The sequence below is a fragment of the Streptomyces sp. NPDC037389 genome (assembly GCF_040636475.1).
GTDB lineage: Bacteria > Actinomycetota > Actinomycetes > Streptomycetales > Streptomycetaceae > Streptomyces > Streptomyces hesseae.
In genome coordinates, this window is record NZ_JBEZUS010000014.1 from 16354 (window position 1) to 41465 (window position 25112).

Annotated in this window: 26 protein-coding genes; 14 read left to right on the forward strand and 12 right to left on the reverse strand. The window is 70.0% G+C overall.

Going from position 1 to position 25112, the window contains the following annotated elements; all coding sequences use genetic code 11:
* Nucleotides 1–47: 47 nt before the first annotated feature.
* From AB0E98_RS26950 to AB0E98_RS26965, 4 genes are all read left to right on the forward strand, one after another.
* Nucleotides 48–869: a lipase family protein gene (locus tag AB0E98_RS26950; RefSeq protein ID WP_361707336.1), complete on the forward strand. Its 822-nt coding sequence runs from the start codon at nt 48–50 to the stop codon at nt 867–869.
* 120 nt (nt 870–989) lie between these two features.
* Nucleotides 990–1586 (forward strand): dihydrofolate reductase family protein, encoded by a 597-nt coding sequence (locus AB0E98_RS26955; RefSeq protein ID WP_361707338.1) that lies wholly within the window; start codon nt 990–992, stop codon nt 1584–1586.
* A 163-nt stretch (nt 1587–1749) separates the two neighbouring features.
* Nucleotides 1750–2235 carry a hypothetical protein gene (locus AB0E98_RS26960; RefSeq protein ID WP_361707340.1) on the forward strand — a complete coding sequence of 162 codons (486 nt, stop codon included), beginning with the start codon at nt 1750–1752 and terminating at the stop codon, nt 2233–2235.
* Nucleotides 2236–2416: 181 nt separating this feature from the next.
* Nucleotides 2417–3841, forward strand: coding sequence for a protein kinase (locus AB0E98_RS26965; RefSeq protein ID WP_361707342.1), 1425 nt, complete (start codon nt 2417–2419; stop codon nt 3839–3841).
* A gap of 287 nt (nt 3842–4128) precedes the next feature.
* On the opposite strand, the gene AB0E98_RS26970 is transcribed toward AB0E98_RS26965, so the two are convergent.
* The 3 genes from AB0E98_RS26970 to AB0E98_RS26980 form a co-directional block, all read right to left on the reverse strand.
* On the reverse strand, nt 4129–5412 hold the full coding sequence (locus AB0E98_RS26970; RefSeq protein ID WP_361707344.1) for a VWA-like domain-containing protein: 1284 nt from the start codon (nt 5410–5412) through the stop codon (nt 4129–4131).
* An 8-nt stretch (nt 5413–5420) separates the two neighbouring features.
* Nucleotides 5421–6653: a MoxR family ATPase gene (locus tag AB0E98_RS26975; RefSeq protein ID WP_361707347.1), complete on the reverse strand. Its 1233-nt coding sequence runs from the start codon at nt 6651–6653 to the stop codon at nt 5421–5423.
* Nucleotides 6654–6736: 83 nt separating this feature from the next.
* The gene (locus tag AB0E98_RS26980; RefSeq protein WP_361707350.1) at nt 6737–8170 is read right to left on the reverse strand and encodes a hypothetical protein; all 1434 of its coding nucleotides are present in this window, start codon (nt 8168–8170) and stop codon (nt 6737–6739) included.
* Between the two features lie 251 nt (nt 8171–8421).
* Between AB0E98_RS26980 and AB0E98_RS26985 the strand changes: the two genes are divergently transcribed.
* A complete protein-coding gene (locus AB0E98_RS26985) occupies nt 8422–9327 on the forward strand; it encodes an RNA polymerase sigma-70 factor (RefSeq protein WP_361707353.1) in 906 nt (301 codons plus the stop codon).
* Nucleotides 9328–9355: 28 nt separating this feature from the next.
* On the opposite strand, the gene AB0E98_RS26990 is transcribed toward AB0E98_RS26985, so the two are convergent.
* The gene (locus tag AB0E98_RS26990; RefSeq protein WP_361707356.1) at nt 9356–10297 is read right to left on the reverse strand and encodes an NAD-dependent epimerase/dehydratase family protein; all 942 of its coding nucleotides are present in this window, start codon (nt 10295–10297) and stop codon (nt 9356–9358) included.
* Between the two features lie 9 nt (nt 10298–10306).
* Entirely contained in the window at nt 10307–10726 is a 420-nt protein-coding gene (locus AB0E98_RS26995; RefSeq protein ID WP_361707359.1) for a GNAT family N-acetyltransferase, read from the reverse strand.
* Nucleotides 10727–10940: 214 nt separating this feature from the next.
* Here AB0E98_RS26995 and AB0E98_RS27000 point away from each other — a divergent pair, with 214 nt between their 5' ends.
* On the forward strand, nt 10941–11870 hold the full coding sequence (locus AB0E98_RS27000; protein WP_361707362.1) for a hypothetical protein: 930 nt from the start codon (nt 10941–10943) through the stop codon (nt 11868–11870).
* Nucleotides 11871–12106: 236 nt separating this feature from the next.
* Entirely contained in the window at nt 12107–12430 is a 324-nt protein-coding gene (locus AB0E98_RS27005; RefSeq protein ID WP_361707365.1) for a hypothetical protein, read from the forward strand.
* Here AB0E98_RS27005 and AB0E98_RS27010 read toward each other — a convergent pair.
* The gene (locus AB0E98_RS27010; RefSeq protein ID WP_361707367.1) at nt 12366–13808 is read right to left on the reverse strand and encodes a PLP-dependent aminotransferase family protein; all 1443 of its coding nucleotides are present in this window, start codon (nt 13806–13808) and stop codon (nt 12366–12368) included. The two genes, AB0E98_RS27005 and AB0E98_RS27010, sit on opposite strands and share 65 nt — an antisense overlap.
* Between AB0E98_RS27010 and AB0E98_RS27015 the strand changes: the two genes are divergently transcribed.
* Nucleotides 13807–14703: a DMT family transporter gene (locus AB0E98_RS27015; protein WP_361707369.1), complete on the forward strand. Its 897-nt coding sequence runs from the start codon at nt 13807–13809 to the stop codon at nt 14701–14703. The genes AB0E98_RS27010 and AB0E98_RS27015 overlap by 2 nt on opposite strands.
* A 589-nt stretch (nt 14704–15292) precedes the next feature.
* The gene (locus tag AB0E98_RS27020; protein WP_361707371.1) at nt 15293–15649 is read left to right on the forward strand and encodes a DUF805 domain-containing protein; all 357 of its coding nucleotides are present in this window, start codon (nt 15293–15295) and stop codon (nt 15647–15649) included.
* 146 nt (nt 15650–15795) lie between these two features.
* Here AB0E98_RS27020 and AB0E98_RS27025 read toward each other — a convergent pair whose 3' ends face one another.
* Complete coding sequence (locus AB0E98_RS27025) at nt 15796–16347, reverse strand: hypothetical protein (RefSeq protein ID WP_361707373.1); 552 nt, start codon at nt 16345–16347, stop codon at nt 15796–15798.
* Between the two features lie 82 nt (nt 16348–16429).
* The gene (locus tag AB0E98_RS27030; protein WP_361707375.1) at nt 16430–17314 is read right to left on the reverse strand and encodes a helix-turn-helix transcriptional regulator; all 885 of its coding nucleotides are present in this window, start codon (nt 17312–17314) and stop codon (nt 16430–16432) included.
* Nucleotides 17315–17424: 110 nt separating this feature from the next.
* Here AB0E98_RS27030 and AB0E98_RS27035 point away from each other — a divergent pair, with 110 nt between their 5' ends.
* Entirely contained in the window at nt 17425–18240 is an 816-nt protein-coding gene (locus tag AB0E98_RS27035; RefSeq protein WP_361707378.1) for an NAD(P)H-dependent oxidoreductase, read from the forward strand.
* 149 nt (nt 18241–18389) lie between these two features.
* Here the strand turns inward: AB0E98_RS27035 and AB0E98_RS27040 are convergent, their stop codons facing one another.
* Nucleotides 18390–19775, reverse strand: a complete 1386-nt coding sequence (locus AB0E98_RS27040; RefSeq protein WP_361707381.1) for a site-specific integrase — start codon at nt 19773–19775, stop codon at nt 18390–18392.
* A 295-nt stretch (nt 19776–20070) separates the two neighbouring features.
* On the opposite strand from AB0E98_RS27040, the gene AB0E98_RS27045 reads away from it, so the two are divergent.
* Nucleotides 20071–20346: a helix-turn-helix domain-containing protein gene (locus AB0E98_RS27045; RefSeq protein ID WP_361707652.1), complete on the forward strand. Its 276-nt coding sequence runs from the start codon at nt 20071–20073 to the stop codon at nt 20344–20346.
* 485 nt (nt 20347–20831) lie between these two features.
* Nucleotides 20832–21128, forward strand: a complete 297-nt coding sequence (locus AB0E98_RS27050) for a hypothetical protein (RefSeq protein ID WP_361707383.1) — start codon at nt 20832–20834, stop codon at nt 21126–21128.
* A gap of 19 nt (nt 21129–21147) precedes the next feature.
* On the opposite strand, the gene AB0E98_RS27055 is transcribed toward AB0E98_RS27050, so the two are convergent.
* From AB0E98_RS27055 to AB0E98_RS27065, 3 genes are all read right to left on the reverse strand, one after another.
* Entirely contained in the window at nt 21148–22275 is a 1128-nt protein-coding gene (locus tag AB0E98_RS27055; protein WP_361707385.1) for an MAB_1171c family putative transporter, read from the reverse strand.
* A 23-nt stretch (nt 22276–22298) separates the two neighbouring features.
* Nucleotides 22299–22754, reverse strand: a complete 456-nt coding sequence (locus AB0E98_RS27060) for a hypothetical protein (protein ID WP_361707388.1) — start codon at nt 22752–22754, stop codon at nt 22299–22301.
* A gap of 117 nt (nt 22755–22871) precedes the next feature.
* Complete coding sequence (locus AB0E98_RS27065) at nt 22872–23360, reverse strand: helix-turn-helix domain-containing protein (RefSeq protein ID WP_361707390.1); 489 nt, start codon at nt 23358–23360, stop codon at nt 22872–22874.
* A 695-nt stretch (nt 23361–24055) separates the two neighbouring features.
* On the opposite strand from AB0E98_RS27065, the gene AB0E98_RS27070 reads away from it, so the two are divergent.
* Nucleotides 24056–24772, forward strand: a complete 717-nt coding sequence (locus tag AB0E98_RS27070) for a lambda-exonuclease family protein (protein WP_361707392.1) — start codon at nt 24056–24058, stop codon at nt 24770–24772.
* Nucleotides 24769–25107 carry a hypothetical protein gene (locus AB0E98_RS27075; protein ID WP_361707395.1) on the forward strand — a complete coding sequence of 113 codons (339 nt, stop codon included), beginning with the start codon at nt 24769–24771 and terminating at the stop codon, nt 25105–25107. Before AB0E98_RS27070 ends, AB0E98_RS27075 begins: the two co-directional genes overlap by 4 nt.
* Nucleotides 25108–25112: the final 5 nt, after the last annotated feature.

Below are 25112 nucleotides of genomic sequence, written 5' to 3' on the forward strand. Positions count from 1 at the left end.
CTTCACCGCCTTCACCGCTCTCACCGCGCGGAAGAGAGGACTCCACCGTGCCCGTACCCGCCACGATCGACCACCGTGCCCGGTCCTACAGCCTTGCTCACGCCTACTGGCTCGCCCGGGCGTCCGATCTGTCCTACAAGGACGAGGCCACGATCGAGGGACTGGCCCGGCAATGGGGCTTCGATCAAGTGCGGCACCACAAGACGCGGTTCACTCCTCCGTTCCCGCTGGAGGACACCCAGGCGTTCACCATGGCCAGCGATCAGATGATCATCACGGCGTTCCGGGGTACGGAGCCGGCCCAGATCCGCGACTGGCTCTCGGACGCCGGCACTCCGCCCTGGCCGGGGCCCGCGAAGACCGGGTACGTCCACTACGGGTTCGCCCAGGCGCTGGATTCCGTCTTCCCGTCGGTGAAGAAGACGCTGGAGGAGCTCCGGAGCAACGGGCAGACCCTGTGGTTCACCGGGCACAGCCTGGGCGGTGCTCTGGCGATGCTCGCCGGAGCGCGGCTGTATCTGGAGGACCCCCGTCTGCTGGCGGACGGTGTCGTCACCTTCGGTCAGCCCCGGACCTGTGACCGTCTCCTGGCGGCGGCCTGCAACAAGGGCTTCAAACAGCGCCTGTACCGCTTCGTGAACAACAACGACATCGTGCCGCAGCTGCCACCGGAACCGGCTTTCACCCATGTCGACACCCTGCGGTACATCGACTCCGGAGGAAAGATCCATGAGTCGATGTCGTTGCTCGGAGGCCTCACCGACCGGGCCAAGGGCCTGACGGCCGACGCGTTCGCACCCGCGAGCGACGGGATCCGGGACCACCTCATGCGCAATTACCTCGCCGCGCTGGAGAAGAACCTCTCCTGACGGCTCGTCCCCCACCGCAGTCCGTCGCGCAGGGGCATTGTCAGTGGTCGATGCGACGATCTCTCAAGAGGCGTGCGGCGGCTGCCGCGGCCCGTGTGGATCGAGGACGAGGAGCGAGTCGTGCGCATCGTGGTGAGCGAGTTCATCAGCCTGGACGGCGTCGTGCAGGCACCGGGCGGGCCCGAGGAGGACACCGACGGCGGGTTCGCCCACGGCGGCTGGTCGCATCCGTTCTTCGACCCGGAGACGGTGGGCGGCGCCTTCGCGGACGCCCTGACGAAGGCGGAGGCGCTGCTGTTCGGCCGCCGTACGTGGCAGACGATGGCGGCCGCCTGGCCGGAGCGCGCGGGCGACCCGTTCGCCGACCGGATGAACGCCATCCCCAAGCACGTCGTCAGCCACACCCTGCGCGACGACCAGCTCGCCTGGCACAACACCACCCGTATCCCCGGCGACCAGGTGCTCACCCGCATCCGCGAACTCCGCGCGGCCGAAGGTGGCGACCTGCTCGTCATGGGCAGCCCCACCCTCGTCCGGACCCTCCTCCGGGAGAACCTGGTCGACGAACTCCGGCTCATGATCATGCCGGTGCTCCTCGGCGGCGGAAAGACGATCTTCCCTGGCGACGGAGCGCTGCGCGCGCTGGAGCTGGTCTCCACGGTCACCAGCGGCACGGGCGTGCACGTGTGCACCTACCGGCCGGCGGCCGAGAAGTAGAGCCCCCCTCACCGTCCCCGTCGCGGCGTCGCGCGCCTTGCCCGTCCCCGGGCCTGCTGATCATGCTCCAGTGAACGTCACGCACAATGGAGTGGCAGGGGGGCTGTGGCACGAGCGCAATGCCGTGCCGTTCACGGGGACATGGGGACACGGGGAAGTCGGCATGCGGAATTCGCAGGGTGATGCCGCGCTGGTCGCGGCCGTGGCGGTCGTCGGCCTGGTGGTGGTACGGCAGTTGCGCACGCGTCCAGTGCGGCGTGTCGGTTCACTGGTCGCCCCGGTGGTCTTCGGCGTACTGGGCGTCGCGGGCATCGCCTTCGGTGTCGCCTCGGTCGTCAAGGACCATCCCCTGACCGCGCTGCCCGTGGCCCTCCTCGTGGTGAGCCTGGCCGTCGCGGCGGGCTCCGGCGCGATCAGGGCGCGGACCGTGCGGGTCTGGCGCGACCCCGAGGGCGCGGTGCTGCGCAAGGGAACGGCGGCCACCACCGGGCTGTGGCTGGCATCAGTGGGCGCGCACTTCGGGCTGGGCCTGTGGATCGACCACGCCGCCGGGGCCGGGCTGCTGGGGACCGCGTCGCTGTACGCGTATCTGGCGATCGGCCTGGGCACCCAGAACCTCCTGGTGCGCGGGCGCGCCGCCACGCTGTGACCGGTCGTCCCACGCGACCGGAACCGGACGATCCCAGCGTGACCTGGGTGGCCTGTATCGGGTCGTGATGCTTCACAGGCGGACAATTTGTTGCCAGCATCGAAGAAGCGGTTGAGTGTCGTCGCAACGGGGGCGCGACCTGATGAGCTTGATGAGACCTTTGCTGTCCGCTGATCCACGGGTGGTCGGATCGTACCGGCTGGTGGCGCGCCTGGGCAGCGGGGGAATGGGGCAGGTCTTCCTCGGGCGTTCCCGCGGCGGCCGGACGGTCGCGGTGAAGCTGGTACGGCCGGAGCTCGCCGAGGACCCGGTGTTCCGCAGGCGGTTCGCCCAGGAGGTCGACGCCGCCAGCCGTGTCAACGGCTTCTACACCGCGCAAGTGGTGGAGGCGGACACCGACGCCGACCCGCCGTGGCTGGTCACGTCGTACATCCCGGGACCGTCCTTACGGTACGCGGTCGGTCGCTGCGGTCCGCTGCCCGCCGCCACGGTCGCCGTGCTCGGCGCCGGTCTGGCCGAGGGGCTGGGCGCCATCCACGGCTGCGGTGTGGTGCACCGCGACCTCAAGCCCGCGAACGTGATCCTCGCCGACGACGGCCCCCGCGTCATCGACTTCGGGATCGCCCGCGCGCTGGACGCCACCTCGCGCGTCACCCAGACCGGAGTGATCGGCACGCCGTCCTTCATGTCCCCCGAGCAACTCCAGGGCCGCGAGGCCACGATGGCCAGCGACGTGTTCTGCCTCTCCGCCGTGCTGGCCTATGCCGCCACCGGGCACGGCCCGTTCGGTGACGGCCCGACCGCGTCCGTCGTCTACCGTGTCGTCCACGACGAACCCGATCTGATCGGCGTTCCCCCCGAGCTCGCCCCACTGGTCGCGGCGGGACTGGCCAAGGCCCCGGGCAAACGGCCCGGCGTCCGGGAGATCCTGGACCACTGCGCCGCGCACGCCGGTACCACCACGATATGGCTCCCGCCCGCGGTCACCGACCTGATCACCGAACAGGCCGCGCGGACCAGGGCCCTGACCACGGAGGTGGTGGCTCCTCCACCACCGGTGCCCGTCGAACCAGGGCCCCGCAACGCCGCTTCACCCGCCCCGCCCGACGCCGGAGAACGACCGTCGCGAAAGGCCAGAACGGTCAGGGCCCGCTTCGGCGTCGTCTCCGGCTACGACACGCTCTTCATGCCCACGGTCCCCGCCGGCTGGCAGAACGGCCTACGGAATGTGACGGTGGTCCGCCGGCGCAAGAGGGCGGGCGAGGCGGTCGCTCTCGACGACCCCCTGCTCGAGGTGGTCGCGGACCGCGTCGAGTACCTGATCACCTCACCGGTTCGTGGAGTCCTGCGGGCCATGTACCACCGCCCGGGGGAGTCCTTGCGCACCGGTGCCACGATCGCGGTATTCAGGGCCCGCACGGCGCCCTACCCGGCCGTCGCCACGCGGCAGCCGCCGGGGAAGGACGGAAGCGTTGCCGTGGCCTCCGGCTCCCCTCCCCGAGGGCGCACCGTCCGGAGACGCCGTTCCGTGCGCAACGCACTCGTCGGATCCCTGGTCCTCGCCTTCGCGCTCGTCGTCATGGCCCTGTACGTCGCGCGTTCGTGAGGAACGAAAGACCCTTCCCTGCCCACGCGGCGACGACGCCCGCCCCGGTTCGCGGGAGCGGGCGCCGTACACAGGGATCCAGCACGGACCCAGCGGAGTGGAGTCATACGAACGGCGTGATCCGCTCCTCTGCCCCCAGCAGAGCCTTGCCGTAGGTCTCCATGGCCACCGCAGGCGTCGCGACCGCGTGCCGACCGGCGACGTTGGCGTGACACCAGATCCGCTGGAGGGGGTTGACCTCGGCGAAGGAACCGCCGCGCCGTGCACATTGAGAGTGCGTCCGCGTCTCACCGAGCGGCGGCAGCCGACCCGATGTCGACCACCCGCGCCCACGCGGGAGGCACGTCCGGTACGTACCCGGGATCGTCCTCGTCCCACGACCGGTCCGGCCACTGCCGGGGGAAGAGCCCCACCACCGTCCGGCACGGCGGCCGCGTGTCCGGCCAGGCCGTCTGCCCGTCGGTCAGGATCACGACGACATCCGGCCGGGGCCGGGCCCGGAGCGCCGTGGCGAAGCCCGTGCGCAGATCCGTACCCCCACCGCCGATCAGGGGGATGCCCTCGGCACGGCACAGCGGATGCACGGCCCGGGCCGCCGCGTCGCACGACACCACGGTGATCAGGTCACGGCGGCCCCCGACCGCCCGGGAGATCGCCGCGACCTCCAGCAGCGCGCTGCCCAGTTCCGCGTCGCTGACCGACGCGGAGGTGTCGACGACCACGGAGACCCTGGGCGGCCTGTGCCGGAGGCTGGGCAACAGCGCACCAGGCACCCCGGCCGACCGCCGCGACGGCCGGCCGTACGTGTAGTCCTCACCGGCACCGGCGCCGGATACCGCCGAACGGACCGCCGCACCCAGCAACTCCCGCCACGGCTGCGGCGGGTGGAACGCCTCGTCCGCCCACCGTCGCCAGCCCTTCGGAGCGTCCCCGGGCCGGCCCGTGATGCCCTGCGCCACCCGGAACCGGACCGCGTCCCGCTCCTGCTCACTGAGCCCGTGCGCGCCCTCCGGCCCCAGTTCCCACTCCCGTTCCAGCCCGTCGGCACCACTGCCGCAGTCCAGCCACACCAGGCCCTGGGTCCGCGGCCCGAGCCGGAACAGACGCAAGTAGTCCTCCATGAGCTCCCCTTCGGGCAGCCCCAGGGACCTCGGATCGACGGCGCCCTCGGGCCGGGCCAGCCCGTCACCGTACACATCGTCGTTGATCTCGCAGTCCGCGGCGATGTTCATCCGCAGCCGTTCGCCCGGGCCGACGAGCCCGCGCTCCCGCGCGACCCGGTCGCTGCGCCCGTGATGGTCGCGCAGCAGGTGCGACACCTCGTGCACCCATACGCCGGCCAGTTCTTCCACCGGCGTCCGGGCCACGAACACCGGCGAGACGTAGCACCGCCAGTGCCGGTCGACGGCCATCGTCGGCACCCGCCGCGACTCCACGGTGTGCAGGGCGAACAGCGCCGTCGCCAGATACGGCCGGACGCGGGCGGCGTGCAGCCGGGCGGCGAAGAGCTTGCCGAAGTCCAGCGCCCCCGGCGCGTCCGGTGCGATCGGCGTTACCGGTGTCACCGGCATCAACGGCCTCATCGGCCGGCCTTCGCAGCGACCCGGGCCGCCGCTCGGTCCGCTCGCCGGGAGAGCGACACCGCGCCGGCGAGCCGCTCGATCGACGCCGGAACGTCCCAGTCCGGCCGGCGCAGCGAGGCGAGGGTGGTCGCCGGGACGACCACCAGATCCGGGGCTCCGCTCTCCACCGCCCGTACCAGCAGCGTCCACGCCGCGTCCCAGCGGGACTTGTCCGGGTGCCTGCGGACCGCCTCCACCACCCCGTCCAGCACGGCCTGGCGCAGATCCCCGCGCTCGGGCAGAACGGCGGCGGCCGGGTCCGCGAGCAGCGCCTCGGGGTCCGGAAGGTCCATCCGGTCCAGGCTCGCCAGCAACTCCAGCCCCGGGCCGTCCCCCACCGTGCCCCTGACCAGCAGGGACAGCACGTCCCGGGAGGAGCCCGCCGCGGTCGCGAAGGCGATCAGACACAGGGTCATCTCCCAGCTGCGGGGCGACGGCCAGGGACCGCCCCGGCGGGCCTCGCCGCCGGGCAGCCGGTGGACGAGCGTGGGGCGGGCGGCGAGGAGCCCGCAGACCGCACGGCGGGCGAAGTCGACGGCCTCCGGCAGTCGCTCGGGGTCCAGCCGCGGCAGGGTCGCCCGGGGCCACGTCCCGCCGAGGCCGCGCACCACGACCTCGTGGTCGTGGGTCCACTGAAGGTGTACGAACCGGTTGGCCAGTGGCGGGCTCAACTCCCAGCCGTCGGCCGCTGAGGAACGAGGGTTGGCGGCGGCCACGATCCGTACCCCGGGCGGCAGCCGCAGGGAACCGATCCGCCGCTCGAGCACGAGACGGAGGAGGGCGGCCTGCACGGCAGGCGGCGCGGTGGACAGCTCGTCCAGGAACAGCAGCCCCCGGCCGGCGCGTACCAGCCGCACCGCCCAGTCCGGCGGGGCCATGGGGACGCCGTGCTCGGCGGGATCGTCCCCGACGATGGGCAGCCCGGAGAAGTCGGACGGCTCGTGCACACTCGCGATCACCGTGGTCAGCGGCAGGTCCAGGGCCTCGGCGAGCTGTGTCAGGGCGGCGGTCTTGCCGATCCCCGGCTCGCCCCACAGGAGTACCGGCAGGTCGGCGGCGACGGCCAGGGTCAGGGCCTCCAGCTGGATGTCGGGGCGCGGCTCGGTGGTCGCGTCGCGCAGCAGCGCCAGCAGCTCGCCGGCGACGTGGAGTTGGGAGGTGTGGATGGGGGAAGGGGGGTATCCGGGCATGGGTGATCACCTATGGGTCTATGAAGTCATGGAGTCGTGGCGGGTCCGCTGCGAGCGGAGCCGGCGGGGGAACCGTCCCCGGCTCAGCGGGACGTCGCGTGGCGCGGGTGAGAGCGATGGTCGCGAGGGCGGTGCGGGCCCGGGCGGACGCGCCCGGGTCCGGGATCGACGAGGTCCGCCCTGAACAGCCCACGGACGACCCGCCGCGCCGCGGCAGCCTCCAGCTCGTCCCGCAACGCACCGCCGCGCAGCAGCGCGTCGGGGCCGAGCAGGTCTTCGACGACGGCCAGGGCCCCGGCGGTGTCGCCGTGGTCCAGCCGTTCGCGGACGCCGGTGAGGCAGTCCGGGTGACGGTGTGCGTCGTCGATGGCCTGGAGGCAGGGGAGGGGCGTGCCGGTCAGCGCGACGAGCAGTTCCTCCCGGCGGATCTCGGCCGGGTCGTGGTCCAGCGGGGCGAGCACCCCGTCGACCAGGCCGATCCGGTGCCGGGCTCCCCGGCAGTCCACGAAGCGCGGGTGCCCTGCCCGTTCCCGTTCCCGTTCCGGAGCCTTCGACGCCCCGGACGGCGGACGATCCGGTGCCAGCGCGGCAGCGACCAGCGGATGCAACCGGTCGGCCTCGATCGCACCGGCGTGGAGCAGTTCGAGGTCGGGCAGCTCCCACGTGGCCGCGTCGGGCAGGAGCGGTGGCGCGGAGTCACCGCCGCCCATGGGCGGCGCGATCCGCACCGTGGGCGCCGAGGAACCGTCCGAGCCCCCGTCCGTCACCAGCTCCAGGACCGGCCGACGCCCGGACCCGGACCCCAACCGCACGGAGAACGTACGGCTGGGCCGCCCTTCGCCACGCAGCAGAATCGCCGCTTCGGCAGCCCACCGGTCCAGGGCACAGCGCTGTCCGGACGGCACCAATGCCCATACGTCCGGGTCGAACCCGGTGGAGCCGTGGCCGGGCGTACGATCGGCCCCGGCCCGGACCCGCAGTTCACCGGCCCTGCGCGCGTCCCACAGGTGACGGTGAAGGTCGAGACGGAACCGACGGTCAGGACGGGGATGCGGATGGCGGCGGGCGACGGCATCCGTATGGGACCGGGACCCGTCCCACAGCGCGAGGCTGACACGCTGTCCGGCGTCCGCCCAGGCAGGCGGCGTCCGGACGACCAGGTACACCGGGCCGGCGCCGTTACATCCCGCAGTGGTGCCGTACCTGGCCAGCGCGATGGTCAGACCGGGGCGCAGCAGCCCGTCGGGAGCGATCCTCGGCAGGTGCCAGCGCAGTAGGTCCGGGGCCAGGTGCCGGAGATCGGCCCGGACCCGGGCCGCGAGTTCCTGGCCGTGAGCGCGTGCCACGGAACGCGGATCGATATCGACATCGACGTTCGCGGCGGCGCACGCGCCTGCCCAGTCCCCGGCACGACGCCGGACGGTGGCAGTTTCGATCATGGAGGGCGGCACGGCGAACTCGCGCACGCGCAGCCAGAGGGAAAGACGGGAATCCCCGTTCGCGATCCGAGTGAGCATCAGCACTCACCTTGCGCGGACGGGACCCCCATTTCGGAAGAGAAGTGAGTGTTCATCGCCGAGGAGCGTAGCGCGCCTCGCCCCGGACTGCCAGGCGCTTTTCTCCCGGCCTCGCGGACGACGGAATGTCGTCAACCCGCCCTGTGGCGCATGTCACCGGCGTCGGCGCTACGGATCCAGGCTGTGCGATGTCTCATGGTGGGTCAGGTACGTACGCGTGGGAGGGCGGCGATCGGCATGCGGGGTGGGCGTTGAACGAGGGGCGGGAATTCGCGGAGTGCCGGCCGCTGTTGTTCACGATCGCCTACGAGATCCTCGGCAGCGCGGCGGACGCCGAGGACGTCGTACAGGACAGCTATCTCCGGTGGCACGGTGTGGACCAGGAGCATGTCGAGCACCCGCGCGCGTATCTGGCGCGTACGGTCACCAGGCAGGCGCTGAACCATCTGCGCACGACACGGCGCCGGCGGGAGGACTACGTGGGGCCCTGGCTCCCCGAACCGGTCCGCACCGAACCGGACGTGAGCGAGGACGCCGTGCTCGCGGAGTCCGTGTCCATGGCGATGCTGCTGGTGCTGGAGACCCTGAGCCCGGACGAGCGCGCGGTGTTCGTACTCCGCGAGGTGTTCGGCTACTCGCACCGTGAGGTGGCCGACATGGTCGGCAGGACCGAGGCCGCGGCACGTCAGATCGCGCACCGCGCACGCGAGCACGTGCGGTCGAGGCGCAAGCGCTTCCACCACGACGACCGCGCGGCGAGGGAGGTCGTCGGCCGCTTCCTGAGCGCGGCCGGCACGGGCGACGTCGCGGCCCTGATGAGCCTGATGGCGCCGGGCGTCGTCCACGTCTCCGACGGCGGGGGCCGGGTCAGCGCCGCCCGCCGTCCGGTGATGGGACGCGAGAAAGTCGCACGGTTCGTCGCCGGGGTCGCCAGGACGAGCGCGGCCGGGGCCCGGGCCGAGTTCGCGAGTTGCAACGCCCTGCCCGCGTTGCTGCTCAGCCTGGACGACCGGCTCGATCACGTACTGATCTTCGAGATCGAGGACGACCTGATCCAGGGGATGTACGCCGTGCGCAACCCCGACAAACTGGGTGCGGCCGGCGTCCCGCGCCTGCTGGACCGGGGGAGGGGCGGCGAAGCGGCTCGGAAACCGTGACGGAGACCTTCACCGCCCGCCCCGGACGTCACCGGGTGGTGGCCAGTCGCTCACGCCACCAGTCCACCGTCGCCTTCACCTGTTCGGCGACAGGCGTGGCGCGCACGGCGAACGCGGCTTCGTAAGCGCTCGAATCGACGACGAACGGTCGGTCGAACTGATAGCGGATCTCCTTGAGTTCGCGGATCAGCGGCGAGAACACCGACGCGAGACCCAGCACCGCCGGTGACAGCCCGCGCACCGCGACCGGACCCGTGCCCGCCTGATCGGCAAGGCGGCCGACCATCTCCCGGACGGACAGCGCGGGCTCCGTCGGGACGTGCCACGCCCGCCCCCAGGCCCGTTCCTCACCGGCGACCTCGACCAGGGCCGCGGCCACGTCGGGGAGATAGCTCCAGCTGTGCGGGGCGTCCGGATCCCCGAGCGTGGAGACCGCCTTGCCGCGCAACAGCCGTGGCATGACCCGCGCGGCCAGATGCCCGCCATCGGTCGCACCGGGCCCGAAGAAATCCGAGGCCCGCACCTCGACCGCCTTGATACGACCCTGCTCGTGCAGTTTCCGCGCCTGCTCCCAGACGCCGGCACGCACCCGCCCCTTGGGCCCGGTGGCCGCGAGCGGCAGTTCTTCGGTCATGGTGCCGTCCACGGGCCCGTAGCCGTAGAGGTTGCCCAGCATGACCAGGACGGCCCCGGTGTCCTCGGCCGCCGCGCTGAGCGACGAGGCCAGCGGCGGCCAATCACTCGCCCAACGATGGTAGGGCGGCGCGGCACAGCTGTAGATCGCGGCCGCGCCCCGCACGGCCGCACTCAGCCGCTCGCTGTCCGCCGCGTCCAGCGCGACGTGCTCGATACCGGGCTCCCGGCTCCGGCCCGACCTGGTGACGACCCGCACCGAATGGCCCTGCTCGGCCAGCAACCGAGCGGTGGCGGCCCCGGCGGGCCCGAATCCTATGACGACATGAACGCTCACCTGCGCACATTAGCGTGAGTGAGTGCCACGGCCCTGTGACGGACCGTTTTGGCCCACCTCGTACTGGAGCAGACGCGGCGAGACCTCGAAGCCGTGCCGGGAGTACGCCGGGACCGCCCGGTCGCCGGAGTGCACCGTCACCCGCTCCAGGCCCAGCTCACGTGCCCATGCCAGGACCGCCTCGATCAGCTCCCCACCCAGGCCGCGGTCGCGCTCGCCCGGCACCACGTACACACACTGCACGTCCCCCGAAACCCGCGTGAACGCGCCTGGATGCGGCACGCGCCCGGTGATCGCCAACCACGCCATGCCGATGACCGCTTCGCCGCGGACCACCACCACGCATCGGTGCGTGGACTCGTTCTCCCGTGCCCATGCCACGAACCGGGGCACGAACTCGTCGAGCGCGGCGTCGGGAGTTCCGTGCAACTCCCGTACCCAATGCTAGCGAAGCGCGGCGACTGCGGACAACTCCTCAGGCCGGCAGGGGCGGATGGTGGTGTCGTTCATGGCCTCATCCTGGCGCAAGGTGTGCGCAAGGCGTACGCGAGGAACCGGCCTACGGGACAAGAAATCGAACATTCATAATGAAAAGGGTAGTCTCCTTCCGTTTTCTTATGACTGACAAAGGACAGCAAAAGCTGTGAAGACGATCCGGAAGAGCACCATGGCGGTGGCCAGCGCCGCTCTGGTCATGGCCCTGACCGCGTGCGGCGGCAACGACGACACCAAGGCGTCGGACGGCAAGAGCAGCGCCTCCGGCCGCTCCGGCGACGCGGTGGTCGGCAAGAGGACGGACGCCCCCGCCGTGCTGAAGGCCGCGCTCGCGAAGATGGCGCAGCAGAACTCGTACCGGACCGTCGAGACGGCCAGGACCGGCACCGAGCCGGAGTCCCGTGTCGAGATGAGGTTCCGGAACGAACCCGAGGCGACCGAGGTCAAGACGCTCGGGCAGAAGAACACCCCGTCCGGCGGCACCCACATGATTTCCGTGGACGGTGTGTCGTACATGGCCACGAGCGATGTGCCGGGCAAGTCATGGTTCACCATGGACGACCTCGACTCCGGGCCGAAGTCGTCGGCGTCGCCCCAGGAGAAGCCCGGGGAGAAGTCCGGGGAGAAGAAGGAGCCTCCGAAGGAGAACCCCGGGCGACGCGTCCAGGGCTCGATGAAGAAATGGGTCAGCGCGCTGTTGGCCGCCTCCAAGGACCTCCGGCACGTCGGCGCCGAAACGGTGGGCGGCCGTGCCACGGACCACTACCGAGGAACGCTCGTCCTCGCCGACCTGGAGCACTACGAGGGGCCGGTCATGCCGAAGGAGTACCGGGACCTGTATCTGTTGCAGACCAGGAAGTCCGGCATGGAGAAGGCGGAGATCGACGTCTGGGTCGACAAGGACGGGTTCATCGCCAAGGAGGAGGAGAAGGGCAGGACCCCCCAGGGCGACGAGCGGATCACCGAGGAGTTCTCGGACTACGGCGCTGACCCCAGGATCCAGGCGCCCGACCGCAAGGACGTCGCCACGTGGTCGGAGTACGTGGCGTCAGCCGGTAAGAACCGGACGCGCGGCTGAGACGGGCCCGTTGCCGCACCGTCGCGTACGTCTTCGCCACCCATGACTGCACGGGGCCGGCCCGGAACGTTCCGGCGGGGTGGTCCGTCAGCTCGTCAGGGGGCCACAGCGTCCGGATCTGGGCCGCGTCGTGCCGTTGCCGGTCACGGCCTGGCCGTGGTGGTGTGTCACAGGATGCGTACCCCCTTCCGCGCCTGCGGGAGGGCCGGGACGAGATGACAAGGAGCGTGCACACCGTGGACCAGGAGAACGTGAGCGCCACCCTGACGGTCGCCGTGCCCGCCGCGAGGGTGTTCGCGGTGCTGGCGGACCCGGCGGCCCATTCCGCGATCGATGGCACCGGCTGGATCCAGGAAGCTGTCGACCGGGCGCCACTGACCGAGGTGGGGCAGGTTTTCCGGATGGACATGTACCACCCCAACCATCCGAACGGTGACTATCAGGTGGCCAACAAGGTCTCGGTGCTCGCCCCGTCGCCCTCCCCGGCTCGCGGAGTCAGGGGAAGGCCCGGCGGAGCCGGTGTACGCCTTCCTTCAGCTGGGCGGTGCCAGGGGTGTTGACGTAGCTCAGCCGCAGGTGGGGAGCGGGTGGCCCGGCGGCGAAGTAGGGGGCGCCGGAGGTGACCGCCACGCCGTGGCGCAGTGCGCTCGCGGTGATGGCGGACTCGTCGGTCCCGTCGGGCAGTCGGAGCCACAGGTGGTATCCACCGTGGGGTGACCGGCGCGGCACGAGGGCGGGCAGTGCGCTGCTGAGCGCGGTGAGCAGGGTGGTCCGGCGGTCCCGTAGAGCATTCGCGAGGGCCCGCAGGTGGGCGGCCCAGGCGGGGGAGCCGACCAGTTCGAGGGCGGTCTCCTGCAAGGGGCGTGCGACGAAGAAGCTGTCGACGACCTGGACCGCGCGCAGCCGCTCCAGCACCGGGCCGCGAGCGGACAGGGCTCCGATCCGCAGGCTGGGAGAGGTCGCCTTGGTGAGCGAGCGCACGTGGACGACGACGCCGTCCGGATCGTCGGCGGCCAGGGGGAGTGGCAGGGGCGGGGAGTCCGCGTGTGCCAGGCGGCGGGCGAAGTCGTCCTCGATGACGAAGGCGCCCGCCGCCCGGGCGATGTCGAGCACGGCCGCGCGCCGCCGCGGGGCAAGGACGCGGCCGGTGGGGTTCTGGAAGAGCGGCTGGCAGACGAACACCCGGGCCCGGGTGGCCTCGAACGCCTCGGCCAGCAGATCGGTGCGCACACCGTCGGCGTCGACCGGTACCGGGACGGGCCGCAACCCGGCGGCGCGGGCGACGGAGAGCATGCCGGGATAGGTGGGGGACTCGACGAGGACGGGGGAGCCGGGGGCGGCCAGGGCCCGTAGGGCCGTGGTGAGCGCGCTCTGGCCCCCGGCGGTGACCAGGACGTCCGAGGCGTCGAGCGAGCCACCCGGACCGCCGATGTCACGCGCGAACCAGTCCCGTAGCTCGGCCAGGCCCTCCACCGGAGGGCGGGACCAGGTGCCGGGCCTGCGGCCGGCGCGGGCCAGGGCGGCGGCCAGGGCCCGCTCCGGCTGGAGCTCCGTGTGCAGGTAGCCGCCGTTGAGGTCGATCACCTCGGGCGGTGGGGTGGTGAGGGCGGCCAGGACACTCGCGGCACCCGGCCCGTGGCCGCCCGGGGCGACGGCGGTGTGCGGGGGATCCGCGCTCAGGGCCACCTCCTGCCAGGAGACGTCGCCGACGGCCCCCGTGGCACGACGGGCGGTGGCCTTGAACACACCGGCACCGGGCCGGGAGACGACGAGCCCCTCGGCGGCGAGGGTGGCGATCGCCCGGGAGACCGTCACCGGACTGACCTGATACCGCGTCACCAGGACTCGGCTGGAGGGAAGTTTCTCCCCTTCCGAGTAGCGGCTCAGCTCATTCCTTAAAGCACCGGCCAGTTGAGCGACACTGCTACCGTTATTCATGACGGCACAAGATAGCGCTACCCGGCCTTCGGCGATAGCGGTCCGCAGCGGTACTCTCCTGGCCACCCTCGGCGTGGTGCTCTTCTCCTTCAGCTTTCCGGCCACCGTGTGGGCCCTGGACGGTTTCGGTCCATGGACGGCGACCGGTGTGCGGGGGCTGCTGGCGGGCCTGCTCGCCGCAGCCTGCTTGTTCACGGCCAGGGCGCCCGTGCCCGCGCGGCAGCACTGGCCGGGCCTGCTCACGGTGGCCGGTGGCTGCGTCATCGGCTTCCCGCTGCTGACCACGCTCGCCCTGCGGACGTCCACCACCGCGCACTCGGCCGTCGTCATCGGCGTACTGCCGGTGGCCACCGCCACCATCTCGGCCGCGCTGACCGGCCGGCGTCCCTCACGTGCGTTCTGGACGGCGGCAGGCCTCGGTGCCCTCGCCGTGGTCGCCTTCACCCTCCAGCAAAGCCACGGCCTGCCGACCCTGGGCGACGCCTACCTCTTCGGCGCCCTGCTCGTGTGCGCCGCCGGATACGCCCAGGGCGGCCGGCTCGCCTCCCATATGCCCGGGTGGCAGGTCATCGCGTGGGGCCTCGTGGCCGCCCTTCCGGTATCCACCCTGGTCACCAGCCTGTCCCTGTCCTGGGAACCGGTGCACCCGACCGCCAGGGCGGCCGTCGGCATGGCTTACCTCGCCGCGGTATCCCAGTTCGGCGGGTTCGTCGTGTGGTACCGGGGCATGGCCGCCGTCGGGGTGCCCAGGGCGAGCCAGCTCCAACTCGCCCAGCCCCTCATCACGCTCGTGTGGGCGGTCCTCCTGATGGGAGAACAGCTCTCTCCCCTCGCCCCCGTCACCGCTGTGATCGTCCTCGGTTGTATCGCGGCCACCCAGCGCGCCCGAAGCTGACTCCACGGCGTCGGAGGTCGGTCGACCCGGAAAGTCACGGGGCCGGTGTCCCCGTACCGGGAGGCGAAGGTGACCTGGACGGAGCCGGTGCCCTGGTATCCGACGGTGAGGGTGAACGGCCGGTCGGGGCTCGCCCCGCCGGTCACCGCCCCGCTGTCGCCCACCCAGGCGGGGATCCAGACCAGCCCGTCCGGCCCCGGGTACGGGAGTACCTCACCGTCCGCCGGCCCCCGCCCCAGCTCTCGGGCGATGGCCGGCCCGCCGTCGGCGATACCGGTGGCCAGGACCACGGCCGTTGCGGACAGGCGGATACCGGCGCGCTTGAGGCGCGGCTTCGTCATTGCCCTTTTCCCCGCGCTGCGATTTCACTGTCCCTTTGCCATCGAGGCCTCCCGAGCCGACAGTCCGCGCCTCTTCGGTCATGGCCCCACGAGGCCGGTTTTCCGGCCCCAGGTCGGCATTTGACGGCGGAGTGTGCGCCTCTTCCGTCCGATTTCCACCAGTCGTTCACATGATGTAGGTTTTACCTTGCCTTTACTCATGGGGCGGGCCCTTCGGGGTCCTTTGCTTTGGGAGAACTGGAGAACCAGTGAACTGGTATGTGGACGTACTCAAGAAATACGCCGTGTTCAACGGGCGTGCGCGGCGCCAGGAATACTGGATGTTCACCCTGGTGAGCAGCGTCATCAGCATCGTGCTGACCATCCTCGACAACGTGCTCGGAACGGGCTCCGTCCTGGGAACCCTGTACATCGTGGCCGTGTTGGTCCCCAGCCTCGCTGTCACCGTCCGGCGGCTCCACGACACCGACCGTTCGGGGTGGTGGGTACTGATCGGTCTCGTACCGCTCGCGGGCCTGATCGTCCTGCTGGTGTTCACATGCCTCGACTCCACGCCGCGCCACAACGCCCACGGCCCCAGCCCCAAGCACGTTCCGGCGTACTGAGCCTCCGGGGGCCGGCTCGACCCCCTCACCGCTTCGGGCGCCGCGCGCCAGTAACCGCGCGACGGCCGCCGAGTGGGCGTACCGCCTGCTCCCGCTTCCCGGGAGCAGGCGCGCGTCGTTCGGCGAGGAGAAGGAGCCCGGCCCGGTCAGTGACCGGCGGCTTTGACGAGGGCGACGACGGTGCCGATCGCCGCGTCCGCCACCCCGGCCAGCAACGCGACAGCCGTGTTGGCGCCCATGCGGAGCCCCCCGTACCAGCCCCACGCGAACAGCACCCACACACTCACCCCCGCAGCGGTGAGGAGCGCCGTCCGCAGCTCCATCGCCCCCAGGGCGGACAGCGCGATGAGGGTCAGCGGTCCGACAGCCGACAGCAGCAGCGGGCTGGACACGAACAACGTTTCCCGGAGTTGCCGCCCGCCGTCTCCGTCTCCGCCTCCGTGCCCGTGCACGACCCGATGCGCTTGCCCGTCCGCGACGATGGAGGCCAGCCACAGCCCCACCGCCGTGACCCCGGCCGCCACGGCGGCGCCCCTCGGTCCGGCATGCCCGGAATTCGCCAGGCCGACCACCACCGCGATCATGGTGATCGTCGCGTAGAGACGTTCCTTCAGCCTGGACGCGACCAGGACGGCGCGATCCGGAGCCTGCCCGGGCCACGCGGATTCCGGGGCGGATTCCGGTGCCGAGTCGTCCATGGCGCCCACCGTAGGGCGGGGCGTCGACGCCGGACGCCCGCCGTTCCGGGACGTCCCCCGCCCAGCCCAGCGTTGACGCGGCTCACCCGCCACTCGGTGCGAGGACCTCGCCCGCGGCCGCCGGAGAGGCCAGCCGGGCCAGAACCGCGGCCTCCTGGCTGCCTTCCTCCGCGCTGAACACATGCATCTCCAGGCCCGACTCGCCGGGCGCGGCCGGAACGTGCAGCGTCTCGTAGTCCAGGGTGAGCAGGCCCGCCGCCGGATGCCGTAGCCGCTTGCGCCCCCGTGCGCACATGACGACCTCGCCGGTGGACCAGATCCTCCGGAACTCGGCGCTGAGGGAGGACAACTCGGTGATGAGCGCGGTCAGTTCCACGTCGTCGGGGTAGCGCCCGGCGGAGACCCGCAGCTGTCCCACTGCCTCCACCGCCCTGTCCTCCCACTCGGGGAAGAGGGCCCGGGAGGCGGGGTCGAGGAAGAGGTACAGGGCCTCGTTGGGGGCGCGGCGGCCCGGTTCCGCCAGCCCGCCCATGAGGACGGAGCCCAGGTCGTTCCAGGCCACCACGTCGAGGCGATGGTTCGTCACGAAGGCCGGGAGGCTTCCCGCGGCCTCCAGGAGCCGTCGCAGCAGGGGGCTCACACGGACTTTCGGCGCGGGGCCGTGCCCGGAGCCGGCCAGCGTGGCGAGGTGCTTGCGTTCCGCCACGTCGAGGCCGAGCGCCCTGGCGAGCGCGTCGAGCACCTCGGGGGAGGGCTGGGTGGCGCGGCCCTGTTCGAGGCGTACGTAGTAGTCCACGCTGATCCCGGCGAGCTGGGCCAGCTCCTCGCGTCGCAGTCCGCGCACCCGGCGGCGGCCGCCCCCGGTGAGCCCGACGTCCTCGGGTGCGACCCGCCCGCGGCGTGCGCGCAGGAAGTCGCCGAGAGCGTGCCGGGTGTCGCCTGTTCCGTCAATTCCGTCGCGGTGCATGGACCAAGTATGGGCGGCGGCGTGGGTGGTCCTCGCGATACCAGGATCGGCGTTCCGCAGGCTGAAGGGGGTACTGGTCGGCCGGCGGCGCCCGGGAGAACGTTGGCGTCATGCACGAAGCAACGCCTCAGCGGCAGAAGCAGCGACAGCAGCCGAAGAAGGTCCTCGTCGTCAGCGCCCACCCGGAGCCCCGGTCGCTCAACGCCACCCTGACGACCGTCGCGGTCGAGCACCTGCGCGCGGCGGGGCACGAGGTGCGGGTGTCGGACCTGTACGCGATGAAGTGGAAGGCCGGCCTGGACGCCGACGACTACCTCGACCACGTCCCGGACCAGCGGCTGAAGGTACTGGAGGCCGCCGGACAGGCCACACTGGCGGGGCGGCTCTCGCCGGACATCGCGGCGGAGCAGGAGAAGCTGCTGTGGTCGGACGCCGTGATCCTTCAGTTCCCGATGTGGTGGTTCTCGGTCCCGGCGATCCTCAAGGGCTGGATGGACCGCGTGTTCACCAATGAGTTCTGCGACGGCTCCACCGTGCCACCGCCCTACAGCGAGGGCGCCCTGGGCGGCCGCCGGGCCCTCGTGTCGGTGACACTCGGCGCCCGGGAGTCGTCGTTCTCCGACCGGGGCATCCACGGCCCGCTGTCGGACGTCCTCTTCCCCCTCCAGCACGGCCTGTTCTGGTTCACCGGCATATCACCGCTCCAGCCGTTCGCGGTGTACGGGTGCAACGAACTGCCGGACGAGCGCTACGAGGAGGCGAAGCAGGCGTACACGCGGCGGCTCGACGCCCTCTTCACGGACGACCCGGTGCCGTTCCGCACGCTCACGGGCGGCGACTACGGCCGCGACCTGCGCCTCCTGCCCGGGGTGGAGGAACCGGGGAGCGGCGGGCTCCAGCTCCATGTACGTCCGGCGGTGGGCTGAGCGACTGCCCTACGAAGGCGCGCGCACTCGCGGTCTCGGCCGCCCCCCGTGCTCTCCAGGCAACCGCCCGGAGAGCACGGGGCGAACCTGCTCGCCGTCAGTGGGTGTAAAGCCACCAGTAGTAGCGATAGTGGTCGCCCTCCTCGCCCTCACCCTGTCTGACCTGCGGAAACAGGCTGTAGCGAGGCTTCGATTTCCCCTGTGGGGAGTACCTGGGGAGTTTCCGCAGAATCGCTCTGACTCGCGTGTTCCTGCACCTGCACCACCACGCTGACAGTGAAGGTCAGCAGTGAGCCGAGAGCGGCCATTCCTCGGGCTCCAGACTGCGGCATGAAATGCACGTAAGTCCGCAGTGTAAGAGCTGGATCGCTGTGTCCGAGCCAGGCCGCGAGTCGGACGATTGTCTCGCCCGCGTGCAGCACCACAGACGCGAAAGTGTGACGAAGCACATGGAACCCATATTTGCGTGGCATGGCATGCGCCACCCGTACCAGGGGGCGTTTCCCCGGGCGGGGGGTGACCGTCACCTTTGGTGGGGGGATCACCCCGGCCTTCACGAGGGCGGGCTTCCAGTGCTTCTCATTGAACGTGGTGCGGTCAACGGCGAGGCCCGTGACAGTGGTCACCAGAAGCCGTACCGTCACCAGGGGGCGTTCATCCCAGGGCAAAGATGGCCGCTCCGGATCCACCCATGGCAGAGTCACTTCGACTGTCCCGAACTCGGCCACGTGCGCGTCGACGGCCGCAGCAAGCTCAGGCGCACAGGGGGATTGCCGGGTCTTGTTGCGCTTCGGCGGAGCGAACGCGAGCTTTCCACCGAGCTTGACTATCTGCCGTGTCACATTGATGACATCACCGTCGATGTCGTCCGGTGAGAAGCCGAGTGCCTCGCCCTGCCGGAGTCCGGAGCCGGAGCCCAGGGCAACGAGGACGCGGTACCGTCCGGTGAGCGCCGCGCGGACACGCGCCACCGTCTCCGGTGCCCACGCCTCTGCTATGACCGGTGACTTTTTCGGAGGTCGCAGGTCCTCGTCTCGGAAGGGGTTGGCAGGTATGCGCTTGGCCTTGTAGGCGGCCTGCATGATGCTGCTGAAGTGAGCCCATGTCGTATGCAGGGTGCCGACGTCGATGTCCTGCTCAGCCTTCGCCTGCCACGCAAGGATTTCCTCGGGGCCGATCTGGTTCAGCAGCAGGTCCCCGACGTGCGGAAGGATGTGCTTGAAGACCCGGGGGTGCATCGACTCCTTGGTGGTCGGCGCCCGGCGAAAGGTCGGCCACCACTTCTCCTCGACGTACCATCGCAAGGTCACGGCGCCTCTACGCGGATCGTAGAACTCCCCGCGCCGCGTATCGGTCTGCGCCTGGGCGAGCCAGTCTTTCGCGTCTTGGAGCGTCTCGAACGATCGGTCAGCCACGCTCGGGATGCCGGCGACTCGATAGCGCGCCCCTTTACCATAGCGGGCGGTACGCCGTCGCTTCCCTGTGGCGGGGTCCTTTTTCTTGGTAAGCCAGCGATCCTCAATGTATCCGGGCATAGGCACCTGCTTCTGAATCGCGCAAGCTGACTGCGTTGGCCGACCTGCGACGAACGCGATGGAGGGAAACAAGGCCAGCCGTCAACGCAGGTGACAACCCTGCGGACTTGCTGTGAACCTCGTGTATGCAACAACCTACGTTCATCAACACGCGGGACGCAAGGAAGGCTTGAAAAGGTCACGAATGCGTGACGGTATGCGGCGTGTGCAACGTCTTGAAGAGCGCCGCTTGTTGTTCCCTGCATACCCTGACGGAGTCGCGACATTGGACTTCGAGCACAGGTGGCATCAGTCAATGGCCGGTATTTCGAGGGCAGTTCTTACAACGGATGAGGCGGCCACGTATCTGGGGGTAGCGCCGTCGACACTGCGCACCTGGAGGCATCGACGTGTCGGGCCCCCAAGCTTCCGGATGGGGGCAAAAGTGGTTTACCGGCTGGCCGCCTTGGACGCGTACCTCGTGGAGTGCGAGATGGCCGACTCCCGGTCCAATCCGGATCTCGATCCGCGCAACGCGGCCATTCGCCCGCGCCGTGGCCGCTCCGGCTTGCGTCTAGCTGAAGCGGCCTGACGCTAAGATGTGAATCTTCACGAAATTCAGGAGCTTCCATGACTATGAGCGACGGCGTGAGCTGCACGGTAGCCCAGGGACCGAATGGGAATCTCGTGGATATCTACTGCCCGAGCGGGCCCGTGCAAGGCGCCCCGGTCCTTCTCGCCTGGCATGGCTTGGGGCCGGATGAGCGGTACGTACTCCAAGAGGTAGCCACGGAAGCCGCTCGGCAGGGAATGGTGGTCCTCGCGTCGGACTGGCGCTCGGACGCGTCTGACGGTGGCCGTGCGCACCTTCTCGATTCGATCTGCTTCGCCCGTGAGAACGCGGCCTCTCTCGGCGGTGACGTAAATCGTTTTGTGCTTGCAGGATGGTCTGCGGGAGCCGGCGCCGCCGTGAGCGTCGCGCTGCGTCCTGACCTTGTCGACGGGTGGAGGCCAAGTGCCGTGGTGGGTATCGCGGGCCACTATGGCTTGCCCGCGCGTACCTCGGGTGCGGCCCCTATGAGTGATCTGGAAGTCACTGAAGCCGCCCCTGTTCCGGTTCACTTGATCCACGGGACAGGTGACGAAATCCTGGATGCTCGGCATTCGGCCGAGTTCGCCGCTGCTCTGCGGTCTCATGGGTGGCTGGTCGGGCTGGAGCAGGCGGAAACGGATCACGCCGGCATTATCGGGATGGCTTATGACGAGAGCCTGGGCCGGTGTATTCCGGCCCAGGCTCCGCATGCCGTTCGGGGTGGTCAACTCACGGCCCGGATCCTCGTGCTCGCTGCCGGGGGCTCGCCTTCCGTGCCCTAGTGGCGCTTAGCGCCGGCGGTCAGGCCGTGGCCTGCGCCGGGGGCGTTTTGAAGTGGGACGCGATGCGAAGTAGAAGGTGCTGGTCCTCGTCCGTGGTCTGAACAGCCAAGCGGGAGTCCGCGTATTCGGCCCGTGTTTCTGCCACCCGCTTCTGCTTGTGACTGGCCAGGGCCTGGCTGATCTGCTCGGCCGCGACAGCGGCGGCGAGGTCAGGATCCTTCATCCCCTGCTGAAGGCACCGTGCTTCGGCGGCTTCCCGCACGTCCGGGGTCAGGTACGGACGGAGTTCGATCATGCCGTCCCGGATCTCCGTCACCCGCCGGTACAGGGGGAAGCTGATGGGCTTCAGCCGCACGAGGGCGCGGAGGTGTGGTTGTGGAGGGAGCGCCGCGATGGAGGGGGCGGCGCTGTAGAGCGCTTCCCACAAGGGGCCGAGCCGTCGGTACGTGTAGTGGTCGGCGGCCCAGCCGTACACGCCTCTCCCGCGGTCGACCAGCGTGGGGAGGAAGTAGCCGGTGAGGCTGAGGAAGGCCCCTACGTCGCCGCACAGCCACGCCCAGCTCATCCACGTGTCGCCTGTGACGCCGAGAAGGTTCCCGGTGCGAATGACGCTCTGCCCCACCGTGATGGCCGCCCCCAGCATGATGATGAGGAGGCTGGTGGTGACCCACGGGTTGGTGGCCCGTCGTGACTGTTGCCAGCACATCGCGGCCACGTACACCTGGGCGATGGTGTAGGCGCAGATGTAGATGCCCAGGTACGCCTGGTAGGCCAGGGTGCGCACCTGGAAGTGGGCGAAGTCGTCGGGCGGGATCTGGGAGAAGGTGGCGAAGAGGCCCACGATCGCGCTCGCGCCGGCGACGGCGATCAGCTTCGCGCGCTGACGGGCCTTGGCCTGCGGCAGTGCCCAGTGGGCAACGACGCTCGTCTGGAAGACGATGACCAGCATGACGCAGCTCTGCGACAGCGGAACCGCGATGCCGGGCACCCCGAATGCGCTGTCAATGCGGGCCCACACCGGGGGGAAGGAGATGACATAGCTGATGGCTGAGGACAGGAACACCAGGGCCAGCAGCAGCAATGCCGGGTCTTTGCGGCTTCTCCTGAGATCACGCAGAAGGAAGAGGAACCCCAGGGCCCCGATCACGAGACAGATAGGGTGCAGTGCACTCACGAACTAACGACTTTCTTGCGGAGAAGCGTTCTTGCCACTCGGTCCGCTTCCGGGTCATCGGAAGGGCGGGCATGGTTTCTGGTGGACCGGATGTGAGCGTGCAGGTACGAGCCTGTCAGCTCGGCTTCCAGCTCTTCCTGGTCCTCGTATTGGGTACGGCCAAGGACCATCTTGATCAGCTCCGGGTCGAGCAGCGTGAGCAGGCCGCCCACGGTCTCGTCCGGTACTTCCATCGCTCCCTTGTGGCCCATCAGAATGTGAGCGAATTCGTGGGCGATGATGTGATCTTGATGTGCCCTGCTGGTCATCGGGTCGTAGAAGACGTAGTGAGTTCGCTCGGTCGCGACCCACATTCCGCACGGGGCCGACCAGCCGACTTCGGCCGACTGGAGACTTACGGTGCGGCCGGTGCGGCGCTCCACCTCGGGAAGCAGGTCCCGAATGCTGGCCATAGGAGGAAGGTGCAGGCCGCGCACGTAACTCTCACTGGCCCGACTGACGTCCAACATCAAATTACCTTCCCTGGAGCGCCGGACGCTCTTAACGCTGCCTTAACGCCAGGACCCATGCTAACCGTCTGGGTGGTTTGATTCTGCCGCCGGGAGCCCTTCCAGCTCTCTCACTTTCTCGATCATGGAGACGACGACATCCATTCCCTTGGGGGACAGGCCGACAGCGCGAAAGGCCACCTGCTCGACACCCGCCTCCTGCATGCCCTGTAGAAGTTCGAGCTGGGCGCCGAGCCGGCGGGATAGATCATCGTCGAAGAAGTACGCAACGGGGACTTTAAAGAACCCCGCCAGGGCCTCCAAGTGGTGTTTCGTGGGATTGTTGCGCCGGCCGGTCCGGAGCTGCCAGAGGTAGGTGCCCGAAACGGTCGGACCGCCCCTCTTCTTCAGTTCGGCGGCTACCTCGTCCGTGCTGTAGGGACCACGGTCCTTGGGGTGGACGATCTTGAATAGCCGGTCGAGTTTGTCCGCAAGGGACTCACCCGCTGCCGGGGGGCCCGACCCTGCGGGGTACTGCGGCCCCTCCGAGGGCTTGCCTTCGTTTGTCATGGGGAGATCCCTCCTGAAATCCATCTCAGTTGACTATGCCAGAACCCCGGCCTAAATTCAGAACCAAGCGGGGCAACTGAGATGGATGCGCCCGGATGCACCACCAATCGGGCATCCCTGGGCGATCTTGAAGGCCGTGATGGGCGCCTTCGCGGTTCGCCGCGCATCTCGAAGCGGCGCGACTGGCGGGAACACCCGGCAGTGGTGTCCCGGCTGACGCGATTCCTGCCCAGGGGTTTGCAGCCCAGGGCAGGAGTCGCGCGAGAAATCGTCCGACCGCGAGGTTCCTACGCCACGAGCGGCCGGACACTTCAATAGCGACGACGGGCAGTGCATGCCTTGCCGCCGCATACCCACAGGGGCAGGTCAGTGCCTGGCCCTCTGCGAAGGAGAGATTCTGTCACGAGTTCCCCGAGGGCTCACCCCGGCTGATCTGCCGGCAATCGCATGACGCCCTGAGCTGATCTTTGAGTTCCGCCGCCGATGGTGTTCCTTCGGTGCGCAAGATCGATAGGCGCGTCATTTAGCTGACGCAATCCCGCTCGCGAAAAACCGTCCGTCCGCCCCGCGAGGGCCCCCGGCCCGTGGTGGCGTTCGGGCGGACCGGCTGACCGGCCTATCTGACACGTACCCCCTCCCCCCCGCCTCGCCGTTGTCACGGCATGCGCGGTTCTGGGCATGCTCGAAAGCACCACATGTCTCTCCACCTTCCTGATGCGCGCTTCCTCGGCTCCCACATTCCTGGCACGCCGGAGTGGGCGGCCGTGCGGTCCGGTCTGGTCGTCACGGCCACCGAGGCCCCCGTAATCGCTGGCCTGTCGCGCTGGCGCTCCCCGCTGTCCCTCTGGCACGACAAGACCGGAACGCCGGTCGAGGACGCGGCGCCAACAGCCGCTATGCGCCGGGGAATCCGTCTCGAACCTGTCATTGCCGCCCGCTTCGCCGAGGCCCACCCGGAACTTGTCGTCCATGAGACCGGCACATGGGCGAGCCGGGTCCGGGACTGGCAGCGTGCCACCCCGGACCGGATCGTCACGCCGGCCGATGGAGGTCCGACGGCTGTGCTGGAGATCAAGACCAGCAGTGACAGCAGTGAATGGGGGGAGACCGGGACGGACCGCGTGCCCGTCGCCTACCGGGGCCAAGTGATCTGGCAGCTCGACACCCTCGGCCTGGACGTCGCCCACGTCGCCGTCCTGATCGGCGATCAGGACTACCGCGAGTACACGATCACCTGGGACGAGGACGAGGCGAGGTACCTCCGGGAACGCGCCGCCGACTTCCTCGACTGCGTCCGGGCCGGGACCCCGCCCCCCGACGACCACCCGAGCCTGTACCCCACGCTCCGGCGGCTGTCCGGGGCCGTGGAGGGTGCCGTCGTCGGCGTCGAGCAGGAAGCCGAGGCCGCGTGATGGGCACCCTGCACGAATTCCGCGCCGAGCGAAGCGCGAACCGGCTTCTGGACCGCATCCGGTCCGCCGCCGACCGGGAACAGCTCGCCTTGGTCCAGGCGCTCATCCTTGATCACGCTCTGACCGTCCCCGACTTCTCTGCCAACGACTTCCGTGAACGCCTGCCCGCGGACCTTCCCCATGGGCTGCTCGGTGCCGCTGTCCGAGGACTGGCCTCTTCCCGCGCCATCACGAACACGGGCAGGACGGTGCCCTCCACGAGCCCGGACACCCACGGCCACCGCATCGCCGTGTACCGGATCAGCGCCCTGCGCGCCGAGGCGGAAGTCGCGTGACCGCC

Coding starts and splice junctions, on each gene's coding strand:
- AB0E98_RS26960 (WP_361707340.1), top strand. CDS start 1,750: ATGCGGAATTCGCAGGGTGATGCCGCGCTGGTCGCGGCCGTGGCGGTC.
- AB0E98_RS26970 (WP_361707344.1), bottom strand. CDS start 5,412: ATGCCGGTGACACCGGTAACGCCGATCGCACCGGACGCGCCGGGGGCG.
- AB0E98_RS26975 (WP_361707347.1), bottom strand. CDS start 6,653: ATGCCCGGATACCCCCCTTCCCCCATCCACACCTCCCAACTCCACGTC.
- AB0E98_RS26980 (WP_361707350.1), bottom strand. CDS start 8,170: ATGCTCACTCGGATCGCGAACGGGGATTCCCGTCTTTCCCTCTGGCTG.
- AB0E98_RS27015 (WP_361707369.1), top strand. CDS start 13,807: ATGACGGCACAAGATAGCGCTACCCGGCCTTCGGCGATAGCGGTCCGC.
- AB0E98_RS27010 (WP_361707367.1), bottom strand. CDS start 13,808: ATGAATAACGGTAGCAGTGTCGCTCAACTGGCCGGTGCTTTAAGGAAT.
- AB0E98_RS27025 (WP_361707373.1), bottom strand. CDS start 16,347: ATGGACGACTCGGCACCGGAATCCGCCCCGGAATCCGCGTGGCCCGGG.
- AB0E98_RS27030 (WP_361707375.1), bottom strand. CDS start 17,314: ATGCACCGCGACGGAATTGACGGAACAGGCGACACCCGGCACGCTCTC.
- AB0E98_RS27035 (WP_361707378.1), top strand. CDS start 17,425: ATGCACGAAGCAACGCCTCAGCGGCAGAAGCAGCGACAGCAGCCGAAG.
- AB0E98_RS27040 (WP_361707381.1), bottom strand. CDS start 19,775: ATGCCCGGATACATTGAGGATCGCTGGCTTACCAAGAAAAAGGACCCC.
- AB0E98_RS27045 (WP_361707652.1), top strand. CDS start 20,071: ATGGCCGGTATTTCGAGGGCAGTTCTTACAACGGATGAGGCGGCCACG.
- AB0E98_RS27050 (WP_361707383.1), top strand. CDS start 20,832: ATGAGTGATCTGGAAGTCACTGAAGCCGCCCCTGTTCCGGTTCACTTG.
- AB0E98_RS27060 (WP_361707388.1), bottom strand. CDS start 22,754: ATGGCCAGCATTCGGGACCTGCTTCCCGAGGTGGAGCGCCGCACCGGC.
- AB0E98_RS27065 (WP_361707390.1), bottom strand. CDS start 23,360: ATGACAAACGAAGGCAAGCCCTCGGAGGGGCCGCAGTACCCCGCAGGG.
- AB0E98_RS27070 (WP_361707392.1), top strand. CDS start 24,056: ATGTCTCTCCACCTTCCTGATGCGCGCTTCCTCGGCTCCCACATTCCT.